Source organism: Kitasatospora sp. NPDC032121 (assembly GCF_055580145.1).
In genome coordinates this window covers 15,869-37,232 of sequence record NZ_JBVILX010000030.1, presented here as the reverse complement: position 1 = coordinate 37,232, position 21,364 = coordinate 15,869, and the positions used below count along the sequence as shown (strand labels likewise).

Genomic DNA, 21,364 nt, shown 5'->3' with positions numbered 1-21,364 from the left:
GTTGCCGTGACTTCTCGCGGCATGCACACGGACGTCCTGGTCATCGGCGCCGGCCCTACCGGACTCGCCCTGGCGGTGGACCTCGCCCGGCACGGCGTCACCGCCCTCCTGGCCGAGCGAGGCACGGAACTCTTCCCCGGCTCGCGCGGCAAGGGCCTGCAGCCGCGCACGCTGGAGGTGCTCGACGACCTCGGCGTGCTCGACCGGGTCCGCGCGCTGGCCGGCCCCTACCCGCCCACCCTGTTCTGGCAGGACGGAGAACCGCAGGGCGAGCAGTCGATGTACGACCCGACCGAGCCCTCCGAGGCCGAGCCGTACACCGAGACGCTGATGCTGCCCCAGTGGCGCACCCAGCAGGTGCTGTACGGGCGGCTGCGCGAGCTGGGCAGCGAGGTCGCGTTCGGGCGCGAGCTGGTCGGCCTGGCGCAGGACGAGGAGGGCGTGACCGCCGAGTTCGCCACCGGCGGCCCGGTCCGGGCGCGGTACCTCGTCGCGGCGGACGGCGGGCGCTCGACGGTGCGGCGGCTGCTCGGCATCGGGATGACCGGCGAGACCGTCGACCCCGCCCCGATGCTGGTCGCGGACGTCCGGGTCGACGGGCTGGGCCGCGACCACTGGCACGTGTTCCCGGCCGAGGAGGGGCTGCTGGCGATCTGCCCGCTCGGCGGCACCGAGGACTTCCAGCTGGTCGCCGGGTTCCCCGAGGGGACGGTCGTCGACCACACCTTCGACGGACTGCGCGAGCTGGTCGCGGCCCGCTCCCACCTGACCGCCGAGCAGGTCACCGAACTGCGCTGGATCTCCGAGTTCCGCCCGCGCGCGGCGCTCGCCGACCGCTTCCGCGCGGGCCGGGTGTTCCTCGCGGGCGACGCCGCCCACGTCCACTCGCCGGCTGGCGGGCAGGGGCTGAACACCAGCGTCCAGGACGCCTACAACCTGGGCTGGAAGCTGGCCGCGGTGCTGGCCGGCCGAGCGGGCGGGGAACTGCTGGACACCTACCAGGAGGAACGCCGCGCCAACGCGGCGCAGATGCTGGCGCTGTCCACCCGGGTGCACCGCGGCGAGCAGCGCCGCGGCCGGGCGACCCAGCAACTCGGCGTCGGCTACCGGGAGTCCGCGCTCTCCGTGGAGACCCGACCGGATCTTCCGGCGGACGCGCTGCGAGCCGGCGACCGCGCGCCGGACGGCCGCCGGGGCGGAACCCGGCTGTTCGACGCCTTCCGCGGGCCGCACTGGACGCTGCTCACCGTCGGCACGGACGCCCCGCTGCCCGCCCTCACCGCCCCGGTGGTCCGCATCCCGGCCTACGAGGCGTACGGCACTGGTGTGTTCCTGGTCCGGCCGGACGGGTACGTCGGCTGGGCCGGCGCGACGGCGGACGGCCTCGCGGCCTACGCGGGCCGACAGGGACTGCTCGCCCCCTGACCGGGCGCCCGACCGGGGGCGGACCGGGGCGGCCACCAGGGCTGCCGGGTACGGCAGTCGCTCAGTCCGGCGGCTCGTGCCGGCCAGGGTCGTGGGCCGGTTCGGTGATCTCGAACTCGGGGCCGTCCCGGGGCCCCTTCTCCTCCTCGTGCGCGGGCGGTGGCGAGCCCTCGCCGGTCATCCGGGACTCGGGGGTCTCGACCGGAACCGGAGGGTCCCGGGGGACGGGTGCGTGCTGGTCGCTCATGGCGTCCGCCTCCTCGCGTCGACGGGAGTCCGACAGCGGGCCCGGTGCGGCGTCTGCCCGGGCTGTGGGCTTCCATGCGCCGGGCCCGACTGCCGGGCCCGCCGGCCCGCCGACCCATCGGTCAGGTCCGGCGACTCCTCTACGCGCCGGACTCGGCGGCGGTCCTCAGATCGTGCAGCCAGCCCTCGAGGCCCTGGCGGAGGATCTCGGTGGCGGCGGGGACGTTCGCGTCGACCCGGGGGCCGGTGTGGGTCTCCTCGGTGCGCACCAGGACGCCGCCGGGCACCTCGGTGAAGTTCCACACGTGCACGCCGTCGATCCGCAGCCCGGTCGCGACCGCCGGGCCGGTCCAGCGGAGGCAGGAGCCCGGTCGCAGCTGCCGGACGGTGGAGGTGATCTCCAGGGTGGGGTCGGTCGACGCGGGGTTCGGCGGCAGCGGGGTGGTCCACCGGAATGCCGACCCGGCACGCAGCGGGCCGCCGTCGAGGCGCTCGGCGCTGCGCACCACGGCCTGCCAGTCGGGCCAGCGCGCCACGTCGGTCTGGAGTCGCCAGACCGTCCGCAGCGGTGCGTGGATCAGCGTCTCGGTCCGGTGGCGGACCCGGGCGGACGGGTCGACGCCCGCCCCGTGGCAGGTGAGCGAGGAGCCGGCGCGGTGGCCGGTGGCGGCCCCGGCCGGCGCCACCGCGGCGCCGAGCAGGCCGAGGGCGAGCGGGACGGTCAGGAGGGCGGTGCGGATGCCGCTGCTGCGGGTGGCGGACATGGGACTCCCCATTCACGGGCGGCCGCCGGGGCGGCGCGGTCGGCGCGTTCGGTGCGGTCGTCGCGAGCTAGAGACTCACGCCTTCGTTAGAAGTTGTAACTCCGAGAGCGGTGAGCGGTCAACCAGTGCAGTGATACCTTCTAACGGAAGCGTGAGCATCTAGTCGAGCGAAGCGGGGAGCGGGCGAAGGCCATGGCGACAACGGGCGCGGACACCCCGCGCGAGCGCTACCGGGCCCAGGTGCGCGAGGAGATCAAGGCGCACGCCTGGGAGCAGATCGCCACGGCCGGCGCCTCGGCGCTGTCCGTCAACGCGATCGCCAAACGGATGGGCATGAGCGGCCCCGCGCTCTACCGCTACTTCGCCGGCCGTGACGAGCTGATCACCGAACTCGTCCGGGACGCGTACCGCAGCCTCGCCGACACCCTCGGCACGGCCGCCGCCGAGGGCGCCGACCTGGCCGGGCTCGCCCACGCCCTGCGCGGCTGGGCCCTGGCCGACCCCCAGCGGTACTTCCTGGTCTACGGCACCCCCGTGCCCGGCTACCACGCGCCCGCGGACACCACCGCCATCGCCGACGAGGCGATGCGGACGCTGGTCGACGCCTGCGCTGCGCTCGCCCCGACCGGGCCGCGGGCCCCGGACGTCCAGGAGGCGGCGTTCACCTCCCACCTGCTGGGCCACCGGGACTGGGCCGGCGAGGAACCGGCGACGCCCGAGGTGCTGCACCGCTTCCTGGCCTTCTGGACCCGCCTGCACGGGGTGCTGTCACTGGAACTCGCCGGGCACTTCACCGGCATGGGCTTCCGCCCCGCGCTGCTCTTCGAAGCCGAACTGGACGGCCTGCTGGCCCCCGGGTTCTGACGGCCGCCGCGGGTCCGAGCGGGCCGCTCGCCGGCGCCGGGCAGGCCGGGCGGCGCCGTCAGGCCTGCCCGGGGTGCGGCTGCGGAGGCGGTGCCGGATCGGGGTCCGGAATCGGCTCCGGCGGCGGGAAGGGCGGGATCGGCGGCGGCGCCGGATCGGGCCCGCCCGGCCCCGGCGTCGGGTCGGGGCCGGGTATCGGCCGGGTGTCCGGATCGGGGGGCATCGGGACGGTCATCGGGGCACCTCCTCGGGTGGCACGCGCCGCTCGGCGGCCGAGCGCGTGGGCCGGCCGGCGCTTGTTCGTCTTCGAGCGGCGTTCGGGTCGTCGCGCAATCGCGTGTACCCGCCGCAGCCGTCGCGAATCCGACCGCGAGGCCCTCCGGTGGCCCGCCCGGGGGCCGCCGACCGACCCGCCTCGCGGCCGCCGAGGTCGGCACGCGCGGGGCGACGGGGCGTGTACGGCCGGTCGTGCTCCGGTTCGGACGGGTGTGCCGGGTGTGGCGCGTTCGTCGCACCGTCACTCCGGGTAGTGGAAGGGCTGCACGATGGTGACGGAGGGGGTGGGGTCAGGGAGTCGCGATGACGGAACACGAGCAGCTCGGCGCGCCCGCCGGCCCGGAAGGACACCCCACCCGGCCCGAACGGGTGCCGCCCCAGGCCCCAGCGCCCGGACGGCGCGAGCCGGGAGCCCGTCCAGGCCCCGAGGGTGACGCCGCCGCGGCACCCTGGTCCGACATGATGCTGCCGCTGCTGCGCACCCCGACGGCCGACCGGCGGCCCGCGCCGGAGGGCGCCGGCGCGGATCCGCCGGCGGGTGTCGAGCCGGCTCAGGTGCTGGACCTCGCGCTGCTGGTCGGCGAGCTGCTGCTGGCCAGCGGCGAGGCGGCGGAGGACGTCGAGGCCGCCATGCTGGCCGTCGCCCACGCCTACCGGCTCCACCCGTGCGACCCGCAGGTCACCTTCACCCGGGTGGCGATCTCGTACCAGCCCGGGCCGTCGGAGCCCTCGCTGACGGCCGAGTGCTCCGTCCGCCGCCCGTCCGTCGACTACGCGCGGCTGGCCGCCGTGTTCCGGCTGGTCACCGGGATCGCCGTGGGCGGGATGACCGTCCCCGAGGCGCACCGACAGCTGCTGGCGGCCCGCCGGAACAGCCGCCGCTACTCCGGGCGGCTGTTCGTGCTCTCCTGCGGGGGGATGGCCGGGGCCGCCACCCTGCTGATCGGCGGCCGGGCCGACGCCCGGGCCTGGCTGGTGTTCGCCAGCGCCGTCGTCGCCGCGCTGACGGGCGAGCGGTGCTCGGCGCTGGTGGCACGCCACGACCTCCCGGCGTTCTACCAGTTCGTGGTGGCGGCGGTGCCCGCCGCCGTGATCGGCATCCTGCTCTCGTTCAACGGGCTGCACCTGCGCGGCTCGGTGGTGATCACCGGAGGGCTGTACGCGCTGCTGCCCGGGTGGCCCATGGTGGCCGCGGCCCAGGACGGCCTGGCGGGCTTCTACCTCACCGCCGCCGCCCGGCTGCTCGAGGCGCTGTACCTGATGGCCGGCGTGGTCATCGGGGTGATGACGGTGCTCTACGTCGGCGTCAACAACGGCGCCGACCTCGCCGCCCAGGACGTCCCGCCCGGGGCGGTGAACCCGCCGCTGCAGCTCGCCGCCGCGGTGCTGCTCACCCTGGCGTTCGCCGTCCTGCTGAACACCGAGCCGGCCACGCTGCCGGCGGTCCTGCTGAACAGCGCGGCCGGCTGGACCACGTACGGGGTGCTGGTGAACGCGGGCGGCGAGCCGATCCTGGCCACCGGCCTGGCCGCCGGGCTGGTGGGCCTCTCCGGCCAGCTCATGGCGCGCTGCCGGGGCAGCTCAGCGCTGCCGCACATCACCGCCGCACTGGGCCCGCTGTTGCCGGGCTCGGTGCTGTACTTCGGGATGCTCGCCTTCGTCCGGGGCGAGCCCGAGGCCGGGCTGAGCCTCATCGGCCGGGCCGGCGCGGTGGCGATGGCCCTCGCCATCGGCGTCAACCTGGGCCGTGAGCTGGCCCGGCTCTTCCTGCCCGCACCCCGGGTGGCCGCCCCGCCCCGCCGCCGGGGCGGCCGCCACCGGCGCTGAGTGGCCGCCACCGGCGCTGAGGGGAGTGGCCGCCCGGTTTGCCTCAGCCGTACCGCGGTACACGCGTGTGTGGAGACGGGCCGGGCGAGACCGGTCCGGTTCCCGGGGAACGGCCCGGCCGGTTCGAGCCGACGAGGACCGCCCCCGTCACCAGCCACTCGTCAACCCGGGAGACCCTCGTGATTATCCTCGGCGTCATCCTGCTCATCGTCGGTTTCGTCACCGGCATCTCGATCCTCTGGACCATCGGCATCGTGCTGGTCGCCATCGGTCTGATCCTGTGGGTCGCCGGGGCGCTCGGACACGCTGTCGGTGGCCGCCGCCACTACTACTGACCGGGGCTGACCGTTGTTCAGCGCCGTGTGCCGTTCAGGGCCGTGAGCCCCGGGTCCCGCCCCGTTCAGGGGCGGTCCTCGTGCAGTCCGCAGAGCCAGGCCAGTGCCCGGTGGACGCCGAGCACGTAGCTGTGGTCCGAGCCCTGGGCGCGGACCCGGTGGAGGTGGACGGCGGCGGCCTGGCACTCGGCCAGCAGCTGGGCGTGGCACGGGCCGGTGGCGCCGTCGGTGGCTGCGGCCGTGGCGGCGGCGGTGACCGGCGCCGCGACCTGGGCGCCGGCGGCCCACCGGTAGGCGCCGAGCACGCCGTGCTCGAAGCCGCTCCAGGGCCGGGGCCGCCGGTTGACCTTGTCGATCGCGGCGAACACCTCGTCCACCGGGCGCACTCCCACGGCCGGGACCGTCTCGTCACTGGTCATGTCGGCAACCTACGTCCGGCCGCCGGTACCCGCCCCCGGGGAGGACGGCCCGGTGCGGCGCCGCCGTCGCGCGCCACCCGAGCGGCCGAGGGGGAGGCACCCGCCGCGCCGGGCCGCGGACCCGGCAAGGGTGGGCACCCACCGCCGCCGGGCCGTGGGCCCGGGAAGGGTAGGCTGACCAGGGCGTGTCCGGCCGGAGAGGTGGCCGGGCCGGAGGAACGGTGCGGGCCGGCGGCCCGCCGGTGGAGACCCCTGATGACTCGTCGTTTTGACTGCTCGAACCCGTCCGAGCGCGCGGCCGGGCTGCGCGAGGCCGTGGCCGCGGTGCGCCGCGGTGAGCTCGTGGTGCTGCCCACGGACACCGTGTACGGAGTCGGCGCGGACGCCTTCGCACCGGAGGCGGTCGACCGCCTGCTGCGGGCCAAGGGCCGGGGGCGGAACATGCCCTCGCCGGTGCTGGTCGGCTCCCCGGAGGCGCTGGACGGGCTGGTCGAGGTGACGGAGCGCGCGCGGGACCTGGTCAAGGAGTTCTGGCCGGGCGGGCTGACGGTGGTCGCCCGCCACCTGGCGTCGGTCGAGCTGGACCTCGGCGAGACCGGCGGGACGGTCGCGGTGCGGATGCCCGCGCACCCGGTCGCCATCGAACTGCTCGAAGCCACCGGGCCCTTGGCCGTCTCCAGCGCGAACCTGACCGGGCAGGACTCGCCGCAGGACTGCGACGCCGCCCAGGGCATGCTCGGCGACTCGGTGGCCGTCTACCTCGACGGCGGCCGGACCGCGGCCGCCGTGCCCTCCTCGATCGTGGACATCACCGGCGAGGTGCCGGTCCTGCTGCGGGCGGGCGCGATCGGCGCCGAGCGCCTGCGCGAGGTGGTCCCCGACCTGCGGGAGCGCTGAGCCCGGCGCGCCCCCGGGGACGGCGGCGCCACCCGGTCGAAGGTACCGCGTGGCGCCCCGGCCGCCGGGGCCGCCGCCGCTAGGGTCGGCGATGGCGTCCGAGGGCGGGCCCTCCGCCGTTCCGGGGAGGGGGTCGGCGCCGCGACCGGGGGCGTCACCGGCTCCGTAGCGGAGGTTCCATGAGCGCTTCGTCCACTGCGCCGCCCCGTGCGCAGGATCGCACCCGGGCCCGGGTCCGGCAGGGCAGCACGCTGTTGCGCTGGCTGTTCACCACGGATCACAAGGTCATCGGGAACCTCTACCTGGTGACGGCCTTCGGCTTCTTCCTGGTCGGGGGCGTGCTCGCGCTGCTGATGCGGGCCCAGCTGATGGGGCCGGACACCGGGCTGCTGTCGAACGAGCAGTACAACCAGCTGTTCACCATGCACGGCACGATCATGCTGCTGCTGTTCGCCACCCCGACCTTCGCCGGGTTCGCCAACGCGATCATGCCCCTGCAGATCGGCTCGCCGGACGTCGCCTTCCCCCGGCTGAACGCCTTCACCTACTGGGCCTTCCTGCTGGGCGGGCTGATGGTGCTGAGCGGCTTCCTCACCACCCAGGGCGCGGCCTCCTTCGGCTGGTTCGCGTACGCGCCGCTGAACGGTCCGCTGTTCTCGCCCGGGGCGGGCGGGGACCTGTGGGCGTTCGGACTGGTGGTGGCCGGCCTCGGCACCATCCTGGGCTCGGTCAACTTCATCACCACCATCACCTGCCTGCGGGCGCCGGGCATGACGCTGTTCCGGATGCCGATCTTCACCTGGAACGTGCTGTTCACCTCCGTCATGGTGCTGCTGGCCTTCCCGGTGCTGACCGCCGCGCTGCTCTGCCTGGAGGCGGACCGCAAGTTCGGCGCCCACGCCTTCGACGCGGCGAACGGCGGGGCGCTGCTGTGGCAGCACCTGTTCTGGTTCTTCGGCCACCCGGAGGTGTACATCGTCGCGATCCCGTTCTTCGGCATCGTCACCGAGATCATCCCGGTGTTCAGCCGCAAGCCGGTGTTCGGCTACTACGGGATGATCGGCGCGACCATCGCCATCACCGCGCTGTCCATGTCGGTGTGGGCGCACCACATGTTCGCCACCGGCCAGGTGCTGCTGCCGTTCTTCTCGATGATGTCCTTCCTGATCGCGGTGCCCACCGGGGTGAAGTTCTTCAACTGGGTCGGGACGATGTGGAACGGCTCGCTGTCCTTCGAGACCCCGATGCTCTGGTCGATCGGTTTCATGGTGACCTTCCTGTTCGGCGGGCTGAGCGGGGTGCTGCTGGCCGCGCCGCCGATCGACTTCCACGTCACCGACAGCTACTTCGTGGTGGCCCACCTGCACTACGTGCTGTTCGGCACGGTCGTCTTCGCCACTTTCGGGGGCTTCTACTTCTGGTGGCCGAAGATCACCGGGAAGCTGCTCGACGAGAGGCTGGGCAAGATCCACTTCTGGATCCTGTTCACGGGGTTCCAGACCACCTTCCTGGTGATGCACTGGCTCGGCGCCCAGGGGATGCCGCGCCGCTACGCGAGCTACCTGCCGGTGGACGACTTCACCGCGCTGAACGTCTGCGCCTCGATCGGCTCGTTCCTGCTCGGGGTCTCCAACCTGCCGTTCTTCTACAACGTCTGGCGGACCACCAGGTACGGCGAGAAGGTCGCCGAGGACGACCCGTGGGGCTGGGGCCGGTCGCTGGAGTGGGCCACCTCCTGCCCGCCGCCGCCGCACAACTTCCACGCGCTGCCCCGGATCCGCTCCGAGTCGCCGGCCTTCGACCTGCACCATCCGGAGGTGCCGCCGGAGGAGGCTCCGGGCGGCGGCTCCGGCGTGCCGCAGGGCCGCAGCGGCGAGCGGGGGAGCGGACGGTGAAGGCGGAGGGGTGGCTGTTCACCGTCATGACGGTGTTCTTCGCGGTGACCGGACTGGTCTACGGCTTCTGGGCCCGGGAGCCGGCCGGCAAGGCGATCCTGACGGTGGCGTTCCTGATGTCCGGCCTGGTCGCGCTGTTCTGGTTCGTCCAGCACCAGCGGCTGGGCGGCGGCCGGGCGCAGGACCGCAAGGAGGCCGAGATCGCGGAGACCGCCGGGCCGGTGGGGTTCTTTCCGGCCCGCAGCGGCTATCCGGTGCTCGCGGCGGTCGGCGTGACGGTCTTCGCCCTGGGGCTGGTCTTCGCCCGGTGGCTGATCGTCGTCGGCGCCCTGGTGCTCGCGCTCGCCGTCGCCGGCTTCATCTTCCAGTACCGCGACCACGGCGCGGGCTGAGCCGGCGCAGCAGCCGTCGGAGCGGGCCGCCCGGGGCGGGCCCGGGCGCCAGGGCGGCCGGGGGAGCGGGGTGGGCCGGGGCGGTGAGGACGGCCGCCATCCGCTCCGACTCCCGCTCCGTGGAGGGGAGGTCGACCCGGTCGCGGTGGAACCATGAGCTCGCCGCGGCCCGTACCCGCTCGTGCCGCGGCGCCCCCTCGGCGGCGGTGACCGGCTCCTCCGCGGCGCGCGCCAGCAGCACGTACCGCTCGGCTTCGGGCACCGGGCGGTGGTGGCCGGAGAAGCCCCCGTCAGGCGACTGGTCGATCCGGCCGGTCTCGTCGCCGTCCAGCAGCCGGGCGCGGTCCCTGGCCTGCAGGGCCAGGCAGAGGCGCCGGGTGAGCAGGAAGACCACCGGCGGCAGCACGATCAGCGCCGTGCGCAGCGCCACGGTGAGCGCGTTGACGGAGACCTCGAAGGCGTACGCGATCACGTCGTTGCCGCCGGCGACCAGCAGCACCGCGTAGAAGGTGGTCCCGGCGGTGCCCAGCGCGGTGCGGGTGGGCCGGTTGCGCGGGCGGTCGCACAGGTGGTGCTCGCCGGTGTCGGCGTCGAGCCACCGCTCGACGAAGGGGTAGGCGTACAGCGTCGCGAACAGCAGGGCGGGCAGCACCACGGCGGGCAGGAGGACGTTCCAGGACACGGTGTGTCCGAGCACCCTGGTCTCCGCGGCCGGCATCAGCCGCAGCGCCCCCTCGATGAAGCCGATGTACCAGTCCGGCTGAGCGCCCGTCCCGACCACGTCGGGGCGGTAGGAGCCGTACCGCCAGATCGGGTTGATCTCGGCGAGGAAGGACGACAGTGCCATCACGCCGCCCACCGCGAACATCAGGCCCACCGTACGGGTGAGGAACTGGGGGAAGAACGGCATCCCCACCACGTTGCGGTTGGTGCGGCCGGGGGCGGCCCAATGGGTGTGCTTCAGCACCACCACCAGGGTCAGGTGCGCCCCGACGAGGGCCAGGAGCAGGCCGGGGACCAGCAGGACGTGCACGGTGAACAGCCGGGGGATGATCTCGGTCCCGGGGAACTGGCCGCCGAACGCGAACAGGGTGAGGTAGCTGCCGACCAGCGGCACCGAGAGCAGCACGCCCTCGGCGATCCGCAGGCCGGTGCCGGAGAGGGTGTCGTCGGGCAGCGAGTAGCCGGAGAACCCCTCCAGCAGCGCGAGGCTGAACAGTGTCACCCCGATCACCCAGTTGAGCTCGCGCGGGCGGCGGAACGCCCCGGTGAAGAACACCCGCAGCAGGTGCATCCCGATCGCCGAGGTGAACAGCAGCGCCGACCAGTGGTGGACCTGGCGGATCAGCAGTCCGCCCCGCACCTCGAAGCTGATCCGCAGGGTGGACGCGTACGCCTCGGACACCCGTACGCCGCTCAGTGGCAGGTAGGCGCCCTGGTAGACCACCTCGTTCATGCTCGGCCGGAAGAAGAGCGTCAGGTAGACGCCGGTCAGCAGCAGCACCACGAAGCTGTACAGCGCGAGCTCGCCGAGCAGGAAGGACCAGTGGTCCGGGAAGATCTTGCGCAGCAGCTCGCGGCCCGCCTCCGTGACCGGCAGCCGCCCGTCCAGGCGGGCGGTGAGGCGCTCGCCGGTGGACGGCTCGCGCCCGTTCGAAGCCCTGGTTTCGTCCACGGCAGGAACCTAGTGGGCCGCGCGGCGCACGGGGCGGCCGAGTGCTGCGGTTGCCGCGCCGGGCGTCGGCAGAGCACTCCAACGGCGGAACGGGCGCGGTCGTCCGGGCGGTGCGGGCGCGCGGTGCGGGCCGGTCCGGGCGGTCAGTCCGCCGCGAGCAGCCGGGCGAGCGCGGCTTCCACGTCGAGGTGTTCGGACTCCTCGCCGGCCGGCACCAGCAGGAAGGAGTCCGAGAGGAAGGCGCTGACCTCCCCCTCCGGCGCGCTGAGCACGGCCTGCGCGCCGTCGGGCCCCCGCAGGGTGATCAGGACCTCGCCCTCGTGCCCCGGGCTCACCCGGACGTCGCCGCTCCCGACCGGGGCGTGCCGGCCCTCGTTCAACAGCTCGCGGCTGAAGTACCAGCACACCTGGGCCTCGACCGGCACGCACGCGCAGGGCGTCAGCGGGAACGCCAGGGAGGCCGCGTACGGCAGGCTCGGGTCGAACCGCAGCTCCGCGACGACCGGGACGTCGGGCAGCGGACTGTCGGGGAAGGTGACGGGCATCGGGTGGACGGGCATCTGCATCGAACGACCCTCCTGTGGCCGTGAGGCCGGCCCCGGGCGGGCCGGCGACCCGGTCCGGCGCCTACCCGGTGTGCCGCGGCGCAGTCGACGGGCACCGAACTTCCACAACTCGCCCGTGCCACGTGGCCGTCCGGCCGGTACGGCCACGGAGTGAAGGAGTGACGCGGGCCGGTCCGCCGGGGCATCATCGCGGGATGACGACGATCAGGACCCGGTGGGGGCGCCTCGGCATACCGGCGCTGGCGGCGCTCGCCGTGCCGGCGGCGGGACCGTGATCCCCGACTCCACCCGGGTGGAGGCCTTCAACGGCTACCCGGACCACCGCGGCCGCGACGAGCCGCAGGGCGGCCACTGACATCCACTGCCCTTGCGGCGAGCGGAAGTTGACGACGGGCGGCGGAGGCGGTCCGCGTGAGAGGACAGGAGTCGGCAGGGTGCGACCGAGGGACGTCATCGACTGCGGGGCCTTCGCGCTGCGGCGCTGGCAGGGGCAACGGGACTTCACGGCGGCCCGCACGCTGATCGAGGAGTCCCTGGACCACCTGCGCCCCTGGGAGTCGTGGGTGGCCGGGCACGACGAGGAGCACACCCGGGCCCTGCTCGCCAGGTGCGACACCTGGTGGGCGAGCGGCGAGGTGTACACCTACGCCATCACCGAGGACGGCACCCCGGTCGGCATGTGCCAGACCGTCCGCACGGACCGGCCCGGCGTCCGGCGCGTCGGCTACTGGCTGCACCCGGCCGCCACCGGCCGGGGCCTCGCCACCCGGGCGGTGGCCGCGCTGGCCGAGGAGATGTTCACCCTGCCGGACGTGGCGTACCTGGAGGTCGTACACGACCGGGCCAACACCGCCAGCGCCGCCGTCCCGCGCCGCCTGGGCTTCACCGAACTCCGGCAGGAGCCGGCGGCACCGCCCGTCGCCCCGGCCGGCAGCGGGACCGCCGTGGTCTGGCGGCTGGACCGCCCGGGGCGCGCCGCCGGCCGACCGGCCCCGCGAACCGCCGGGGAAGCGGGACGGGGTAGCCGACGCGGACGCCCGCCGCAATGACGACCTCCGACAAGTGCGGGCCGCATCTTCGTGACGGCAGGGCAGCGGCGGCGCCCGCCGGCGCGGATAGGCTCCGGACGACCGACACCATGATCACGATCTCCGGATCGGAGAGGGCGCCAAGCGCGTGAGCAACCAGCAGATCACCCCCAAGCAGCGGGGCTACCTGATCGTCAACTCCCACCCGGCCGGCAGCGAAGCCACCGTCGACCGCCAGTGGCGGCGCATCGAGCCCGCGGCGCCGGCCGGCCGGGCCCCGGTCGCCCTGGTCCTCGGCGCCAGCGCCGGCTACGGCCAGGCGATCCTGCTCGCCGGGCTGCGCCGCCAGGGCATCCGCGGCATCGGCGTCGCCTACGAGGCCGCCGCCACCGAGCGGCGCACCGCCACCGCGGGCTGGTACCGCACCGCCGCGACCTCCGCCCTGGTCGAACGCGACGGGGGCGACTTCACCTTCGTCAACGCCGACGCCTACGCCGACGCCACCCGCGCCGAGGTGATCAAGCTCCTCACCGAACGCTACGGCCCGGTCGACTACCTCGTCTACTCGCTCGCCTCGCCCCGGCGCACCGACCCGGCCACCGGCGAGGTCCACCACTCGGTGCTCAAGGCGATCGGCGCCCCGTACACCTCGCCGTCCCTGCTCTTCGAGGACGGAGCCCCGCGGATCGGCACCGTCGACCTCGCCCCGGCCGACGACGCCGAGCGGGCGGCGACCGTCAAGGTGATGGGCGGCGAGGACTGGCAGCTGTGGGTGCGGGCCCTGGCCGAGGCGGACCTGCTCGGCCCCGACTTCACCACCGTGGCGCTGTCCTACGTCGGCTCCGAGCTCACCGCGCCGGTCTACCGGCAGGGCACGATCGGCGCCGCCAAGGAGCACCTGGAGGCCACCGCCGGGCAGCTGCGGACCGGGCTGCTCGCCGACCGGGGTCGGGCGTTCACCGTCGTCGCCGGCGCGGCCGTCACCCAGGCGTCCACCGCCATCCCCTCCATCGCCCTCTACACCTCGCTGCTGCGCAACGTCCTCGGCGAGGACGGCTGGCGCACCACCGACGACCAGGCCGTGGACCTGTGGGAGCAGCTGACCGGCGCGAAGGAGCTCACCCTGGACGAGCAGGGCCGCATCCGCCTGGACGGCTGGGAGCTCGACGCCGCCGTGCAGGAGCGGGTGCGGGAGCTGTGGGCCGACCCGGCGGCCGCGCTGGCCGCCGACCCGACCGGATCGGCCTGGTTCTACAACCAGTTCCGGCAGCTCTACGGCTGGGACGTCCCCGGCGTCGACTACACCGCCGGGGTCGAGACCTCGGTGCCCTGGCCCGAGTAACGCGAAGCCGCCCGCCGCACCGCCCGGTCGGCGGGCGCACCGCCCCCGGCCCGAGGGCCCGGGCCGGGGGCGGGCAGCCGGGCGCTCACGTTGGTTCGGGCGCCCCGACCGGTTCGGGCGTCCGGACCGGTTCGGGCGGCCACGGGCCGTGCGCCGCCACCTGGGCGCGCAGCCCGCGCAACGCCCGGGCGGAGGCGATTCCCACCGCGCCGCTGACCACGCCGTCCCGGACGCAGACGGCGGCGAAGCGGTGTTCCGCCAGGCTGCCGTCGACCACCTCGAAGTGCTCGGCGCCGCCGGGCCGGCCGAACACCTGGACCCGCAGCCCGTACTGGTCGGTCCACAGGTACGGGACCGGCCGGTAGGCCTGGCGGGCGCCGTCCGGGCCGGCCAGCAGGTTCCGGGCCGCGTGCATGGCCTGCTCGGAGGCGTTGGTGCGCTGTTCGACGCGCCGGTGCCGGCCGGTGCGCGGGTCGGGCCAGGAGGCGGCGTCCCCGGCCGCCCAGACGCCGGGGCCGGCGGCGCAGTAGGCGTCGCAGACCACGCCGCCGTCCAGCGGGACGCCGCTGCCGGCCAGCCACTCGGTGGCCGGTTCGGACCCGACGGCCATCAGCACGGCGTCGGCCGCCAGTTCGGAGCCGTCGGCCAGCCGGACGCCCGCGGCCCGGCCGCGCCGTTCGAGCAGCGCGGTGGCCACGCCCCGGTGGAGCCGCACCCCGTGCTCGCGGTGCAGGTCGGCCAGCAGCGCGGCCGTCTCGGTGCCCAGGACGGCGGCCAGCGGCGTGGCGGTGGAGGTCAGCCAGGTGACCTCGGCGCCGAGACCGACGGCGGTGGCCGCCGCCTCGGCGCCGAGCAGCCCGCCGCCGACCACCAACAGCCGTACGCCCGGGCGTAGTTCCTCGCGCAGGGCGAGGGCGTCGGCGAGGGTGCGCAGCACGTGCGCCCCGGGCCGCGGCGCGTCGGCGCCGGGCAGCCGGCGCGGGCGGACCCCGGTGGCCAGGATGACGGCGTCGCAGCGCACCGCCCGGCCGTCGGAGAGCCGTACGGTCCGTTCCCGCCGGTCCAGCCGCTCGGCCCTGACCCCGAGGCGCAGGTCGAGCCTCAGCTCGTCCAGCGCCTCGGGGCCGCGCAGGGCCAGGCGCTCGGGCTGCCACTCGCCGCCGAGCACGTGCTTGGACAACGGCGGCCGGTCGTACGGCGGTTCGGACTCGGCCCCGATCAGGGTGAGGCGGCCGTCGTAGCCGGACCGGCGCAGCGCCTCGGCGGCGTGCAGCCCGGCCGCGCCCGCGCCGACCACGGCCACCTCCCGCAGTGCGGTCACACCTGCTCCAGCTGGATCGCCGCGGCCGGGCAGACCGCGGCGGCGTCCCGGACGGCCTGGTGGAGCCCGGCGGGCGGCCGGGCGTCGAGCAGGACGACGATGCCGTCCTTGTCGCGCTGGTCGAAGACGTCGGGGGCGGCGAGCACGCAGCTCCCGGCGCCGCAGCACTTTTCCTGGTCGATCCGGACGAGCATGGTCTTCCCTTCGGAACGGGTGCCCCGGTTGCGGTGGACTCCGCGGCGGGGCAGGTGGGTCGGTGTGGTCGTGGCGGCTCCCCGGGGGAGCCCGGTCACCAGGAGACGGGCAGTTCGTGGAGGCCGTAGACGAGCATCTCGCCGCGGAAGGGGACCTCCTCGAACGGTACGGCCAGGCGCAGTTCGGGCAGCCGCCGCAGGACGCTGGTCAGCGCGATCTGCAGCTCCAGCCGGGCCAGCGGCTGTCCCAGGCACTGGTGGACGCCGAAGCCGAAGGCCAGGTGGCGGCGCGCGTCGCGGGTGAGGTCGAGCTCGTCTCCACCCGGGAACTCCCGCTCGTCCCGGTTGGCGGTGTTGACCATGCAGATCACGCCCTGGCCCGCCGTGATCCGCACGCCGGCCACGTCGACGTCCTCGGTGGCGACCCGGGTCAGGCCGGAGTGCACGATGCTCAGGTAGCGCAGCAGCTCCTCGACCGCGCCGGGCACGGACTCGGGGTGCTTGCGCAGGTGGTCGAGCTGGTCGGGGTTGCGCAGCAGGGCGAGCACGGAGAGCGAGGTCATGTTCGCCGTGGTCTCGTGTCCGGCGACGAGCAGCAGCCGGCCCATGCCGGCGATCTCCTCGGTGCTCAGCTCGCCGCGCTCCACCAGGCGGCTGAGGATGCTGTCGTCGGGCCGGGCGCGCTTGGCCTCGGTGAGCTCGACCAGGTAGGCCATCAGCTCGGCCTGGGCGGTGGAGACCTCCTCGGCGGTGGAGGCGCGGCGCAGCAGGACGCGGCTGCAGCCCTGGAAGAAGTCGTGGTCCTGGTAGGGGACGCCGAGCAGCAGGCAGATGACCAGCGAGGGCAGCGGCAGCGCGAACTCCCGGACCAGGTCGGCGCTGGTGCGTCCGTCGGTCATCCGGTCCAGCAGCTCGTCGGCGATCCGCTGGATCTCGGGGCGCAGCGCCTCGACCTTCCTGACCATGAACTCGCCGGTCAGCATCCGGCGGAAGTGGGCGTGCTCGGGGTCGTCCATCCGGATGATGGTGGGCCGGCCGGTGTTCAGCTGCCGGGCGCCTTCGCTGACGAAGGGGAAGCCGGGGCGGGTGGAGTCGGCGCTGAACCGGGGGTCGGAGAGGACCGCCTTGATGTCCTCGTGGCGCGTGACCAGCCAGCTGGTGGAGCCGTCCCACAGGGTGACGCGGCTGACCGGCTCCTCCCGCCGGGCCTCGTCGTAGGCGGGCGGCGGGGCGAACGGGCAGGCGCCGCGGGCGGCGGGGTGGGTGAACCGCGGGGTCTTCTCGGCGGTGGCCATCGGTGAATCCCCTTCCGGGAGTTGAGTCGGGTCCATATTTACGTGCCCAAAGCAACTAACTGAACGTCACGCTAACTCGCGTTCCGTGGTGGCGAAAGGGGTGCGCGGACGTCGGCCGAAACTGTCCGAAATCCGGCCGTGGCTCCTCGTTGCTGCCACGGCCGTCCCGGATCGCTAAGGTTCCCCCCATGTCGGACGAAGAAGACGCCGAGGACGGCCGGACCGCCGCCACCGAACCGGGGGGCCTGGGCGGACTGGAGGACGTCCTGGACACCCTGGCCTACCTGCTGACGCGCTCACAGGAGCACGAGCGCCGGATGGCGAGAGCCGGTGTCACGGCCGCGCGCTCGGACGTCTACCTGCTGCGCGCGCTCGTCGAGACCGACGGGCCCAGCCGGGTGAGCGACCTCGCCGCCCGGCTGATGGTCAAGTCCTCCCACGTCACCAGGCAGATCGACCGCCTCCAGGGGCAGCGGCTGGTGGAGCGCACCCAGGACACCCAGGACCGACGGGCCCGCAGGGTGGCGATCACGGCCGACGGACGGGAACTGATCGACCGTCTGAAACAGGCCAACCTCGCCTCCCTGGACAACGTGCTGGACGGGGTCCCCGAGCCGGACGTCGCCGCCACCGTCAGGGTGCTGCGCCACCTGATCGACCGGTACGTGCACCGGGTGCGCATCGGCCTCACCGAGGACGACCCGCTCCCGGACCGGGCGGACGCCGGCGCCTCCCGGCCGGCGGCCCGGCTCGGCACCGCCGCGTACGACGGCGGTTGAGCCGGGGGAGCACCCGGGTACGTCACCCGGCATGTCGGACGAGAAGAACCGCGCCGTGGCCGAGGCGATCCTCCCGCTGGTCGGTGGCGCCGCCAACATCCGCTCGGTCGCCCACTGCATGACCCGGTTACGGCTGGGCCTGGCGGACCGCTCCCTGGTCGACACCGAGGCGCTCCGGGCGCTGCCGGCGGTCCTGGGCACGGTCGAGGACGACACCTACCAGATCGTGCTCGGGCCCGCCGCCGTCGCCGGGGTCACCGCCCAGCTGAACCGCCTCCTGGAGCGCCCCGGCGCACCGGCCGGGGCGGACGGAGCGGACGGAGCGGACGGAGCGGTCGGAGCGGCCCGGGCGGGCGAACGGGAGCGACCGGGGCCCGCCCCCACCGCCGAGGAACTCGCCGCCCGCGGTGAGCGCATCCGGACACGGGCCCGGGTGCGCAACGCGACCCCGGTGAAGCTGGCGCTGCGCCGGATCGCGAACATCTTCGTCCCGCTGATCCCCGCCCTGATCGGATGCGGGATCGTCGCCGGCCTCTCCGGGGCCCTCGCCAACCTCGGCTGGGCGCCGGCGCTGGTCACCGCCCTGGGACCGGTCTCCGCCGGATTCATGTCCCTGATCGCCGTCTTCGTCGGCTACAACACGGCGAAGGAGTTCGGCGGCACACCCGTGCTCGGCGGAGCCGTGGCCGCCGTGATCGTCTACGCCGGGGTTGCCAAGGTGGAGGCCTTCGGCCACCACCTCACCCCCGGGCAGGGTGGCGTGGTCGGCGCGCTCGGCGCCGCGCTGCTCGCGGTGTACCTGGAGCGCTGGACCCGCCGGCTGGTGCCCGCCGCCCTGGACGTCCTGGTCACCCCCACCGTCACCGTCCTGCTCGGCGGGCTGGCCGCGCTGTTCGGTCTGATGTTCGTCGCCGGAGAGATCTCCACCGCCATCGGCCACGGCGCCACCTGGCTGCTCGCCCACGGCGGGCTGCTCGCCGGGCTCGTGCTCGGCGGGCTCTTCCTGCCGCTGGTCATGCTCGGCCTGCACCAGGCGCTGATCCCGATCCACACCACCCTGATCCAGCAGCAGGGCTCCACCGTCCTGCTGCCGATCCTCGCCATGGCCGGTGCCGGGCAGGTCGGCTGCGCCGTGGCCGTCTACCTGAGGCTGCGCCACAACGCCTCGCTGCGGGCCACGATCAGGTCCGCGCTCCCGGCGGGCCTGCTCGGTGTCGGCGAGCCCCTGGTCTACGGCGTCACCCTGCCGCTGGGGCGCCCCTTCGTCACCGCCTGCGTCGGCGGCGCGGCCGGCGGCGCCTTCGTCGGGGTGGCCGGCCAGCTCGGCGGCGCCGTCGGCTCCACCGCCATCGGCCCCTCCGGCTGGGCCCTCTTCCCGCTGCTGGCCGGTCCGCACGGACTGCTCGCGGCCGCCGCCGTCTACGGTGGCGGGCTGCTGACCGGCTACCTGGTGGGCTTCCTGGCCACCTACTTCTTCGGCTTCACCCGCGAGACCCTCGCCGAGTACGACTCCGCCACCGGCGCGGACGGGAGCCCGGAAGCGGACCGGGCCGCCGCCGAGCGGGTCGGCGACGGCCGGGTCGGGTGAGGCCGGGGGAGCGGTGCGGGCGGTCAGGTCGCCAGGAAGCGTTCCCGGTGCACCTGCTCGGGCGGATCCCGGCCCAGCTGGTCACCCACGCGGCTTGACTCGGTCATGGAGACTCCGGGACTCGTGGTGTCGTTCGGGCGAGGCGGCGGGACGGGGCCTCGACGGGTCCAGGACGGGGCCGCCGCTGATGGCGCATCAGGGCCGGAGGGCACCGATCCGGGGTCGGGAGCCCCGCGGCCGCCGCATCGTGTGCACCCGATCGGGTGCAACGGCGCCGCGTTCAGCGGACACCGTGCGCGCGTCGCACGCCCCCGGCGCGCCGGCTGATCACACTCCGAGGGCCACATTGTGCTCGAACGATGAAAGGACCGAGGTGAAGCCCAGTCAGGATCCGGTGACGACGCTCACCTGGAGACGCCGATTCGGCAGGGCGGTGGGCACCGCCCTGGCCCTGACACTCGTCCCCTTCGGAATGTCCCTCGTCTCACCGACGGCGGCGCAGGCGGCCGGCCTCCCGGGAGGCCTCGGGCCGTGCCTGGGCGCCGACTGCCCGGCGACCTTCCCGCCCGTCAACAACGGGCCCTTCGCGGGCCGTGACGCCGGCGTGAACATCTTCGTCGGCGGCGACTTCCACGTGCGCGAATCGGCCGCGGAGGCCGAGGGGCACGTGGTGACCCTCGGCGACTTCGACGTGAACAAGGCAGCCGGAGTCAGCTCCGTCTACAACATCGGCATCGTCGGCGTCGGCTCGCGCGTCCCCCCGCCGGACGGAGCCGACTTCCTCACCGCCGGGGGCAACGTCACCGTGGCCCCGGGCCAGTCGCTGCTGGCCGAGGGCGGCGTCGTCCGCTACGCGGGCACGGCCACCGGCACCATCACGGGCACGAAGATCCACGATGCCCGGGCCGTGGCCGCCTACACGCCGCTGCGCGGGGAACTGCAGACCGCGAGCCAGTGCTACGCCGGGGTCAGCGCGCCCCGCCCCGCCACCGGAACCGCCGTCAACCAGGGGTTCCAGACCCTGTTCACCGGTGACGGCACCTCCGCACTCCAGGTCTTCAACGTCGACTTCGACCTCGTCGGGCGCGGCGGCTCCACCCAGGGCATCGCGTTCGCCGGGATCCCCGCGAACGCGACCGTGCTGGTCAACCTGGTGGGCGACGCCCGCACCATCAACACGTACAGCGGCAGCCTCGAGGACACCGACCCCTGGAACCAGCTGCGCGAGCGCCTGCTGTGGAACTTCCCCACCGCGACGACCGTCACCCTCACGGGATCGGGGCAGTTCCAGGGCAGCGTGCTCGTCGGCAACCCGGCCAGCACCGCTTCGATGAGCCTGCCCGGTCTGAACGGACGGTTCTTCACCACCGGCACGCTGCTGCACAACTCCGGCGGCGGCATGACCGGGACCGAGTTCCACGCCTACCCCTTCGACGGCGACCTCCCGGACTGCAACCCGCCGGCCCCGACCGGCTCGACCAGTGTCACGAAGGTCGACTCCGTCACGGGCCAGACCCTGGCGGGCGCGACGTTCCAGCTGTGGCGCGAGACCAACGGCGTCGCGGGCCTGCAGACTTCGGGGACCACTCCGGACACCAAGGTCGGTGCCCCCTGCACCACCGCGAGGAACGGCCTCTGCTCCGCCGCCGACCTCCCGCTGGGCACCTATTACTGGGAGGAGACCCAGGCGCCTCCGGGCTACGACCTGCCGCAGCCCGCGGTGACGACGGTGGTCCTCGACACGGCCGGGCAGAACGTCCCGGTCACCGTCAGGGACACCCTGAGCCCGGTCGAGGAGACCGGGTCCACCAGTGTGACCAAGGTGGACTCGGCGACCTCGCTGCCGCTGGCGGGGGCGACCTTCCAGCTGTGGCGTGAGACCAACGGCGTCGCGGGCCTGCAGACCACCGGGGCGAACCCGGACACCGCAGTGGGCTCCCCGTGCGTGACCCCCGCGTCGGGTGTCTGCTCGGCGACCGGCCTGCCGCTGGGCACCTACTACTGGCAGGAGACCGCGGCGCCTCCCGGGTACGACCTGCCCGAGCTCAACGTGACCACGGTCGTGCTGAACACCAACGGGCAGAACGTCCCGGTCACCGTCGCCGACACCGAGACGGCCGCCCCGACGGCGTCCACCAGCGTGACCAAGGTGGACTCGGCGACCTCGCTGCCGCTGGCGGGGGCGACCTTCCAGCTGTGGCGTGAGACCAACGGCGTCGCGGGCCTGCAGACCACC

Annotated in this window: 20 protein-coding genes; 12 read left to right on the top strand and 8 right to left on the bottom strand. The window is 74.4% G+C overall.

The window, feature by feature from the left end; genetic code table 11:
- Nucleotides 1–21 precede the first annotated feature (21 nt).
- Complete coding sequence (locus ACZ5OX_RS37660) at nucleotides 22–1,425, top strand: FAD-dependent monooxygenase (RefSeq protein ID WP_465636522.1); 1,404 nt, start codon at nucleotides 22–24, stop codon at nucleotides 1,423–1,425.
- Between the two features lie 61 nt (nucleotides 1,426–1,486).
- Here the strand turns inward: ACZ5OX_RS37660 and ACZ5OX_RS37655 are convergent, their stop codons facing one another.
- Nucleotides 1,487–1,672 carry a hypothetical protein gene (locus tag ACZ5OX_RS37655; RefSeq protein WP_449790887.1) on the bottom strand — a complete coding sequence of 62 codons (186 nt, stop codon included), beginning with the start codon at nucleotides 1,670–1,672 and terminating at the stop codon, nucleotides 1,487–1,489.
- Nucleotides 1,673–1,811: 139 nt separating this feature from the next.
- Nucleotides 1,812–2,435: an SRPBCC family protein gene (locus ACZ5OX_RS37650; RefSeq protein WP_465636501.1), complete on the bottom strand. Its 624-nt coding sequence runs from the start codon at nucleotides 2,433–2,435 to the stop codon at nucleotides 1,812–1,814.
- A 192-nt stretch (nucleotides 2,436–2,627) separates the two neighbouring features.
- Here ACZ5OX_RS37650 and ACZ5OX_RS37645 point away from each other — a divergent pair, with 192 nt between their 5' ends.
- The 3 genes from ACZ5OX_RS37645 (at nucleotide 2,628) to ACZ5OX_RS37635 (ending at nucleotide 5,737) form a co-directional block, all read left to right on the top strand.
- Entirely contained in the window at nucleotides 2,628–3,299 is a 672-nt protein-coding gene (locus tag ACZ5OX_RS37645) for a TetR/AcrR family transcriptional regulator (RefSeq protein WP_465636499.1), read from the top strand.
- Between the two features lie 579 nt (nucleotides 3,300–3,878).
- Nucleotides 3,879–5,402, top strand: coding sequence for a threonine/serine exporter family protein (locus ACZ5OX_RS37640; protein WP_465636497.1), 1,524 nt, complete (start codon nucleotides 3,879–3,881; stop codon nucleotides 5,400–5,402).
- A 179-nt stretch (nucleotides 5,403–5,581) separates the two neighbouring features.
- On the top strand, nucleotides 5,582–5,737 hold the full coding sequence (locus ACZ5OX_RS37635) for a DUF6131 family protein (RefSeq protein WP_449790889.1): 156 nt from the start codon (nucleotides 5,582–5,584) through the stop codon (nucleotides 5,735–5,737).
- A 65-nt stretch (nucleotides 5,738–5,802) separates the two neighbouring features.
- Here ACZ5OX_RS37635 and ACZ5OX_RS37630 read toward each other — a convergent pair whose 3' ends face one another.
- A complete protein-coding gene (locus ACZ5OX_RS37630; RefSeq protein ID WP_465636495.1) occupies nucleotides 5,803–6,156 on the bottom strand; it encodes a hypothetical protein in 354 nt (117 codons plus the stop codon).
- 255 nt (nucleotides 6,157–6,411) lie between these two features.
- Between ACZ5OX_RS37630 and ACZ5OX_RS37625 the strand changes: the two genes are divergently transcribed.
- The 3 genes from ACZ5OX_RS37625 to ctaF all read left to right on the top strand — a co-directional run bounded on the left by ACZ5OX_RS37625 (nucleotide 6,412) and on the right by ctaF (nucleotide 9,340).
- Nucleotides 6,412–7,053 carry an L-threonylcarbamoyladenylate synthase gene (locus ACZ5OX_RS37625; protein WP_465636493.1) on the top strand — a complete coding sequence of 214 codons (642 nt, stop codon included), beginning with the start codon at nucleotides 6,412–6,414 and terminating at the stop codon, nucleotides 7,051–7,053.
- A 179-nt stretch (nucleotides 7,054–7,232) separates the two neighbouring features.
- Entirely contained in the window at nucleotides 7,233–8,948 is a 1,716-nt protein-coding gene (ctaD, locus tag ACZ5OX_RS37620; protein WP_465636491.1) for an aa3-type cytochrome oxidase subunit I, read from the top strand.
- On the top strand, nucleotides 8,945–9,340 hold the full coding sequence (gene ctaF, locus ACZ5OX_RS37615; RefSeq protein ID WP_449790893.1) for an aa3-type cytochrome oxidase subunit IV: 396 nt from the start codon (nucleotides 8,945–8,947) through the stop codon (nucleotides 9,338–9,340). The genes ctaD and ctaF overlap by 4 nt, the downstream gene beginning before the upstream one ends.
- Here ctaF and qcrB read toward each other — a convergent pair.
- On the bottom strand, nucleotides 9,306–11,015 hold the full coding sequence (gene qcrB, locus ACZ5OX_RS37610) for a cytochrome bc1 complex cytochrome b subunit (RefSeq protein WP_465636488.1): 1,710 nt from the start codon (nucleotides 11,013–11,015) through the stop codon (nucleotides 9,306–9,308). The two genes, ctaF and qcrB, sit on opposite strands and share 35 nt — an antisense overlap.
- Nucleotides 11,016–11,158: 143 nt before the next feature.
- The gene (locus ACZ5OX_RS37605; protein ID WP_465636486.1) at nucleotides 11,159–11,581 is read right to left on the bottom strand and encodes an SsgA family sporulation/cell division regulator; all 423 of its coding nucleotides are present in this window, start codon (nucleotides 11,579–11,581) and stop codon (nucleotides 11,159–11,161) included.
- Between the two features lie 434 nt (nucleotides 11,582–12,015).
- Between ACZ5OX_RS37605 and ACZ5OX_RS37600 the strand changes: the two genes are divergently transcribed.
- Together ACZ5OX_RS37600 and ACZ5OX_RS37595 are read left to right on the top strand one after the other, a co-directional pair.
- The gene (locus ACZ5OX_RS37600; RefSeq protein WP_465636485.1) at nucleotides 12,016–12,630 is read left to right on the top strand and encodes a GNAT family N-acetyltransferase; all 615 of its coding nucleotides are present in this window, start codon (nucleotides 12,016–12,018) and stop codon (nucleotides 12,628–12,630) included.
- Nucleotides 12,631–12,757: 127 nt separating this feature from the next.
- Nucleotides 12,758–13,951 carry an enoyl-[acyl-carrier-protein] reductase FabV gene (locus ACZ5OX_RS37595; RefSeq protein WP_465636484.1) on the top strand — a complete coding sequence of 398 codons (1,194 nt, stop codon included), beginning with the start codon at nucleotides 12,758–12,760 and terminating at the stop codon, nucleotides 13,949–13,951.
- 85 nt (nucleotides 13,952–14,036) lie between these two features.
- Here ACZ5OX_RS37595 and ACZ5OX_RS37590 read toward each other — a convergent pair whose 3' ends face one another.
- The 3 genes from ACZ5OX_RS37590 to ACZ5OX_RS37580 form a co-directional block, all read right to left on the bottom strand.
- On the bottom strand, nucleotides 14,037–15,272 hold the full coding sequence (locus ACZ5OX_RS37590; RefSeq protein WP_465636482.1) for an NAD(P)/FAD-dependent oxidoreductase: 1,236 nt from the start codon (nucleotides 15,270–15,272) through the stop codon (nucleotides 14,037–14,039).
- Entirely contained in the window at nucleotides 15,269–15,466 is a 198-nt protein-coding gene (locus tag ACZ5OX_RS37585) for a ferredoxin (protein WP_465636481.1), read from the bottom strand. The genes ACZ5OX_RS37590 and ACZ5OX_RS37585 overlap by 4 nt, the downstream gene beginning before the upstream one ends.
- Nucleotides 15,467–15,561: 95 nt before the next feature.
- Nucleotides 15,562–16,761 (bottom strand): cytochrome P450, encoded by a 1,200-nt coding sequence (locus ACZ5OX_RS37580; protein WP_465636479.1) that lies wholly within the window; start codon nucleotides 16,759–16,761, stop codon nucleotides 15,562–15,564.
- 188 nt (nucleotides 16,762–16,949) lie between these two features.
- Between ACZ5OX_RS37580 and ACZ5OX_RS37575 the strand changes: the two genes are divergently transcribed.
- The 3 genes from ACZ5OX_RS37575 to ACZ5OX_RS37565 all read left to right on the top strand — a co-directional run.
- On the top strand, nucleotides 16,950–17,540 hold the full coding sequence (locus tag ACZ5OX_RS37575; RefSeq protein ID WP_465636477.1) for a MarR family winged helix-turn-helix transcriptional regulator: 591 nt from the start codon (nucleotides 16,950–16,952) through the stop codon (nucleotides 17,538–17,540).
- 31 nt (nucleotides 17,541–17,571) lie between these two features.
- A complete protein-coding gene (locus tag ACZ5OX_RS37570) occupies nucleotides 17,572–19,128 on the top strand; it encodes a PTS transporter subunit EIIC (RefSeq protein WP_465636476.1) in 1,557 nt (518 codons plus the stop codon).
- Nucleotides 19,129–19,600: 472 nt separating this feature from the next.
- Nucleotides 19,601–21,364 (top strand): choice-of-anchor A family protein (locus ACZ5OX_RS37565; protein WP_465636474.1); only part of this gene is annotated, 1,764 nt, incomplete at its 3' end.

Bases quoted from the DNA above. Each gene is read 5' to 3' on its own strand.
- ACZ5OX_RS37660 (WP_465636522.1), top strand. From the start codon at position 22: ATGCACACGGACGTCCTGGTCATCGGCGCCGGCCCTACCGGACTCGCC.
- ACZ5OX_RS37655 (WP_449790887.1), bottom strand. From the start codon at position 1,672: ATGAGCGACCAGCACGCACCCGTCCCCCGGGACCCTCCGGTTCCGGTC.
- ACZ5OX_RS37650 (WP_465636501.1), bottom strand. From the start codon at position 2,435: ATGTCCGCCACCCGCAGCAGCGGCATCCGCACCGCCCTCCTGACCGTC.
- ACZ5OX_RS37645 (WP_465636499.1), top strand. From the start codon at position 2,628: ATGGCGACAACGGGCGCGGACACCCCGCGCGAGCGCTACCGGGCCCAG.
- ACZ5OX_RS37640 (WP_465636497.1), top strand. From the start codon at position 3,879: ATGACGGAACACGAGCAGCTCGGCGCGCCCGCCGGCCCGGAAGGACAC.
- ACZ5OX_RS37630 (WP_465636495.1), bottom strand. From the start codon at position 6,156: ATGACCAGTGACGAGACGGTCCCGGCCGTGGGAGTGCGCCCGGTGGAC.
- ACZ5OX_RS37625 (WP_465636493.1), top strand. From the start codon at position 6,412: ATGACTCGTCGTTTTGACTGCTCGAACCCGTCCGAGCGCGCGGCCGGG.
- ctaD (WP_465636491.1), top strand. From the start codon at position 7,233: ATGAGCGCTTCGTCCACTGCGCCGCCCCGTGCGCAGGATCGCACCCGG.
- ACZ5OX_RS37605 (WP_465636486.1), bottom strand. From the start codon at position 11,581: ATGCAGATGCCCGTCCACCCGATGCCCGTCACCTTCCCCGACAGTCCG.
- ACZ5OX_RS37585 (WP_465636481.1), bottom strand. From the start codon at position 15,466: ATGCTCGTCCGGATCGACCAGGAAAAGTGCTGCGGCGCCGGGAGCTGC.
- ACZ5OX_RS37580 (WP_465636479.1), bottom strand. From the start codon at position 16,761: ATGGCCACCGCCGAGAAGACCCCGCGGTTCACCCACCCCGCCGCCCGC.
- ACZ5OX_RS37575 (WP_465636477.1), top strand. From the start codon at position 16,950: ATGTCGGACGAAGAAGACGCCGAGGACGGCCGGACCGCCGCCACCGAA.
- ACZ5OX_RS37570 (WP_465636476.1), top strand. From the start codon at position 17,572: ATGTCGGACGAGAAGAACCGCGCCGTGGCCGAGGCGATCCTCCCGCTG.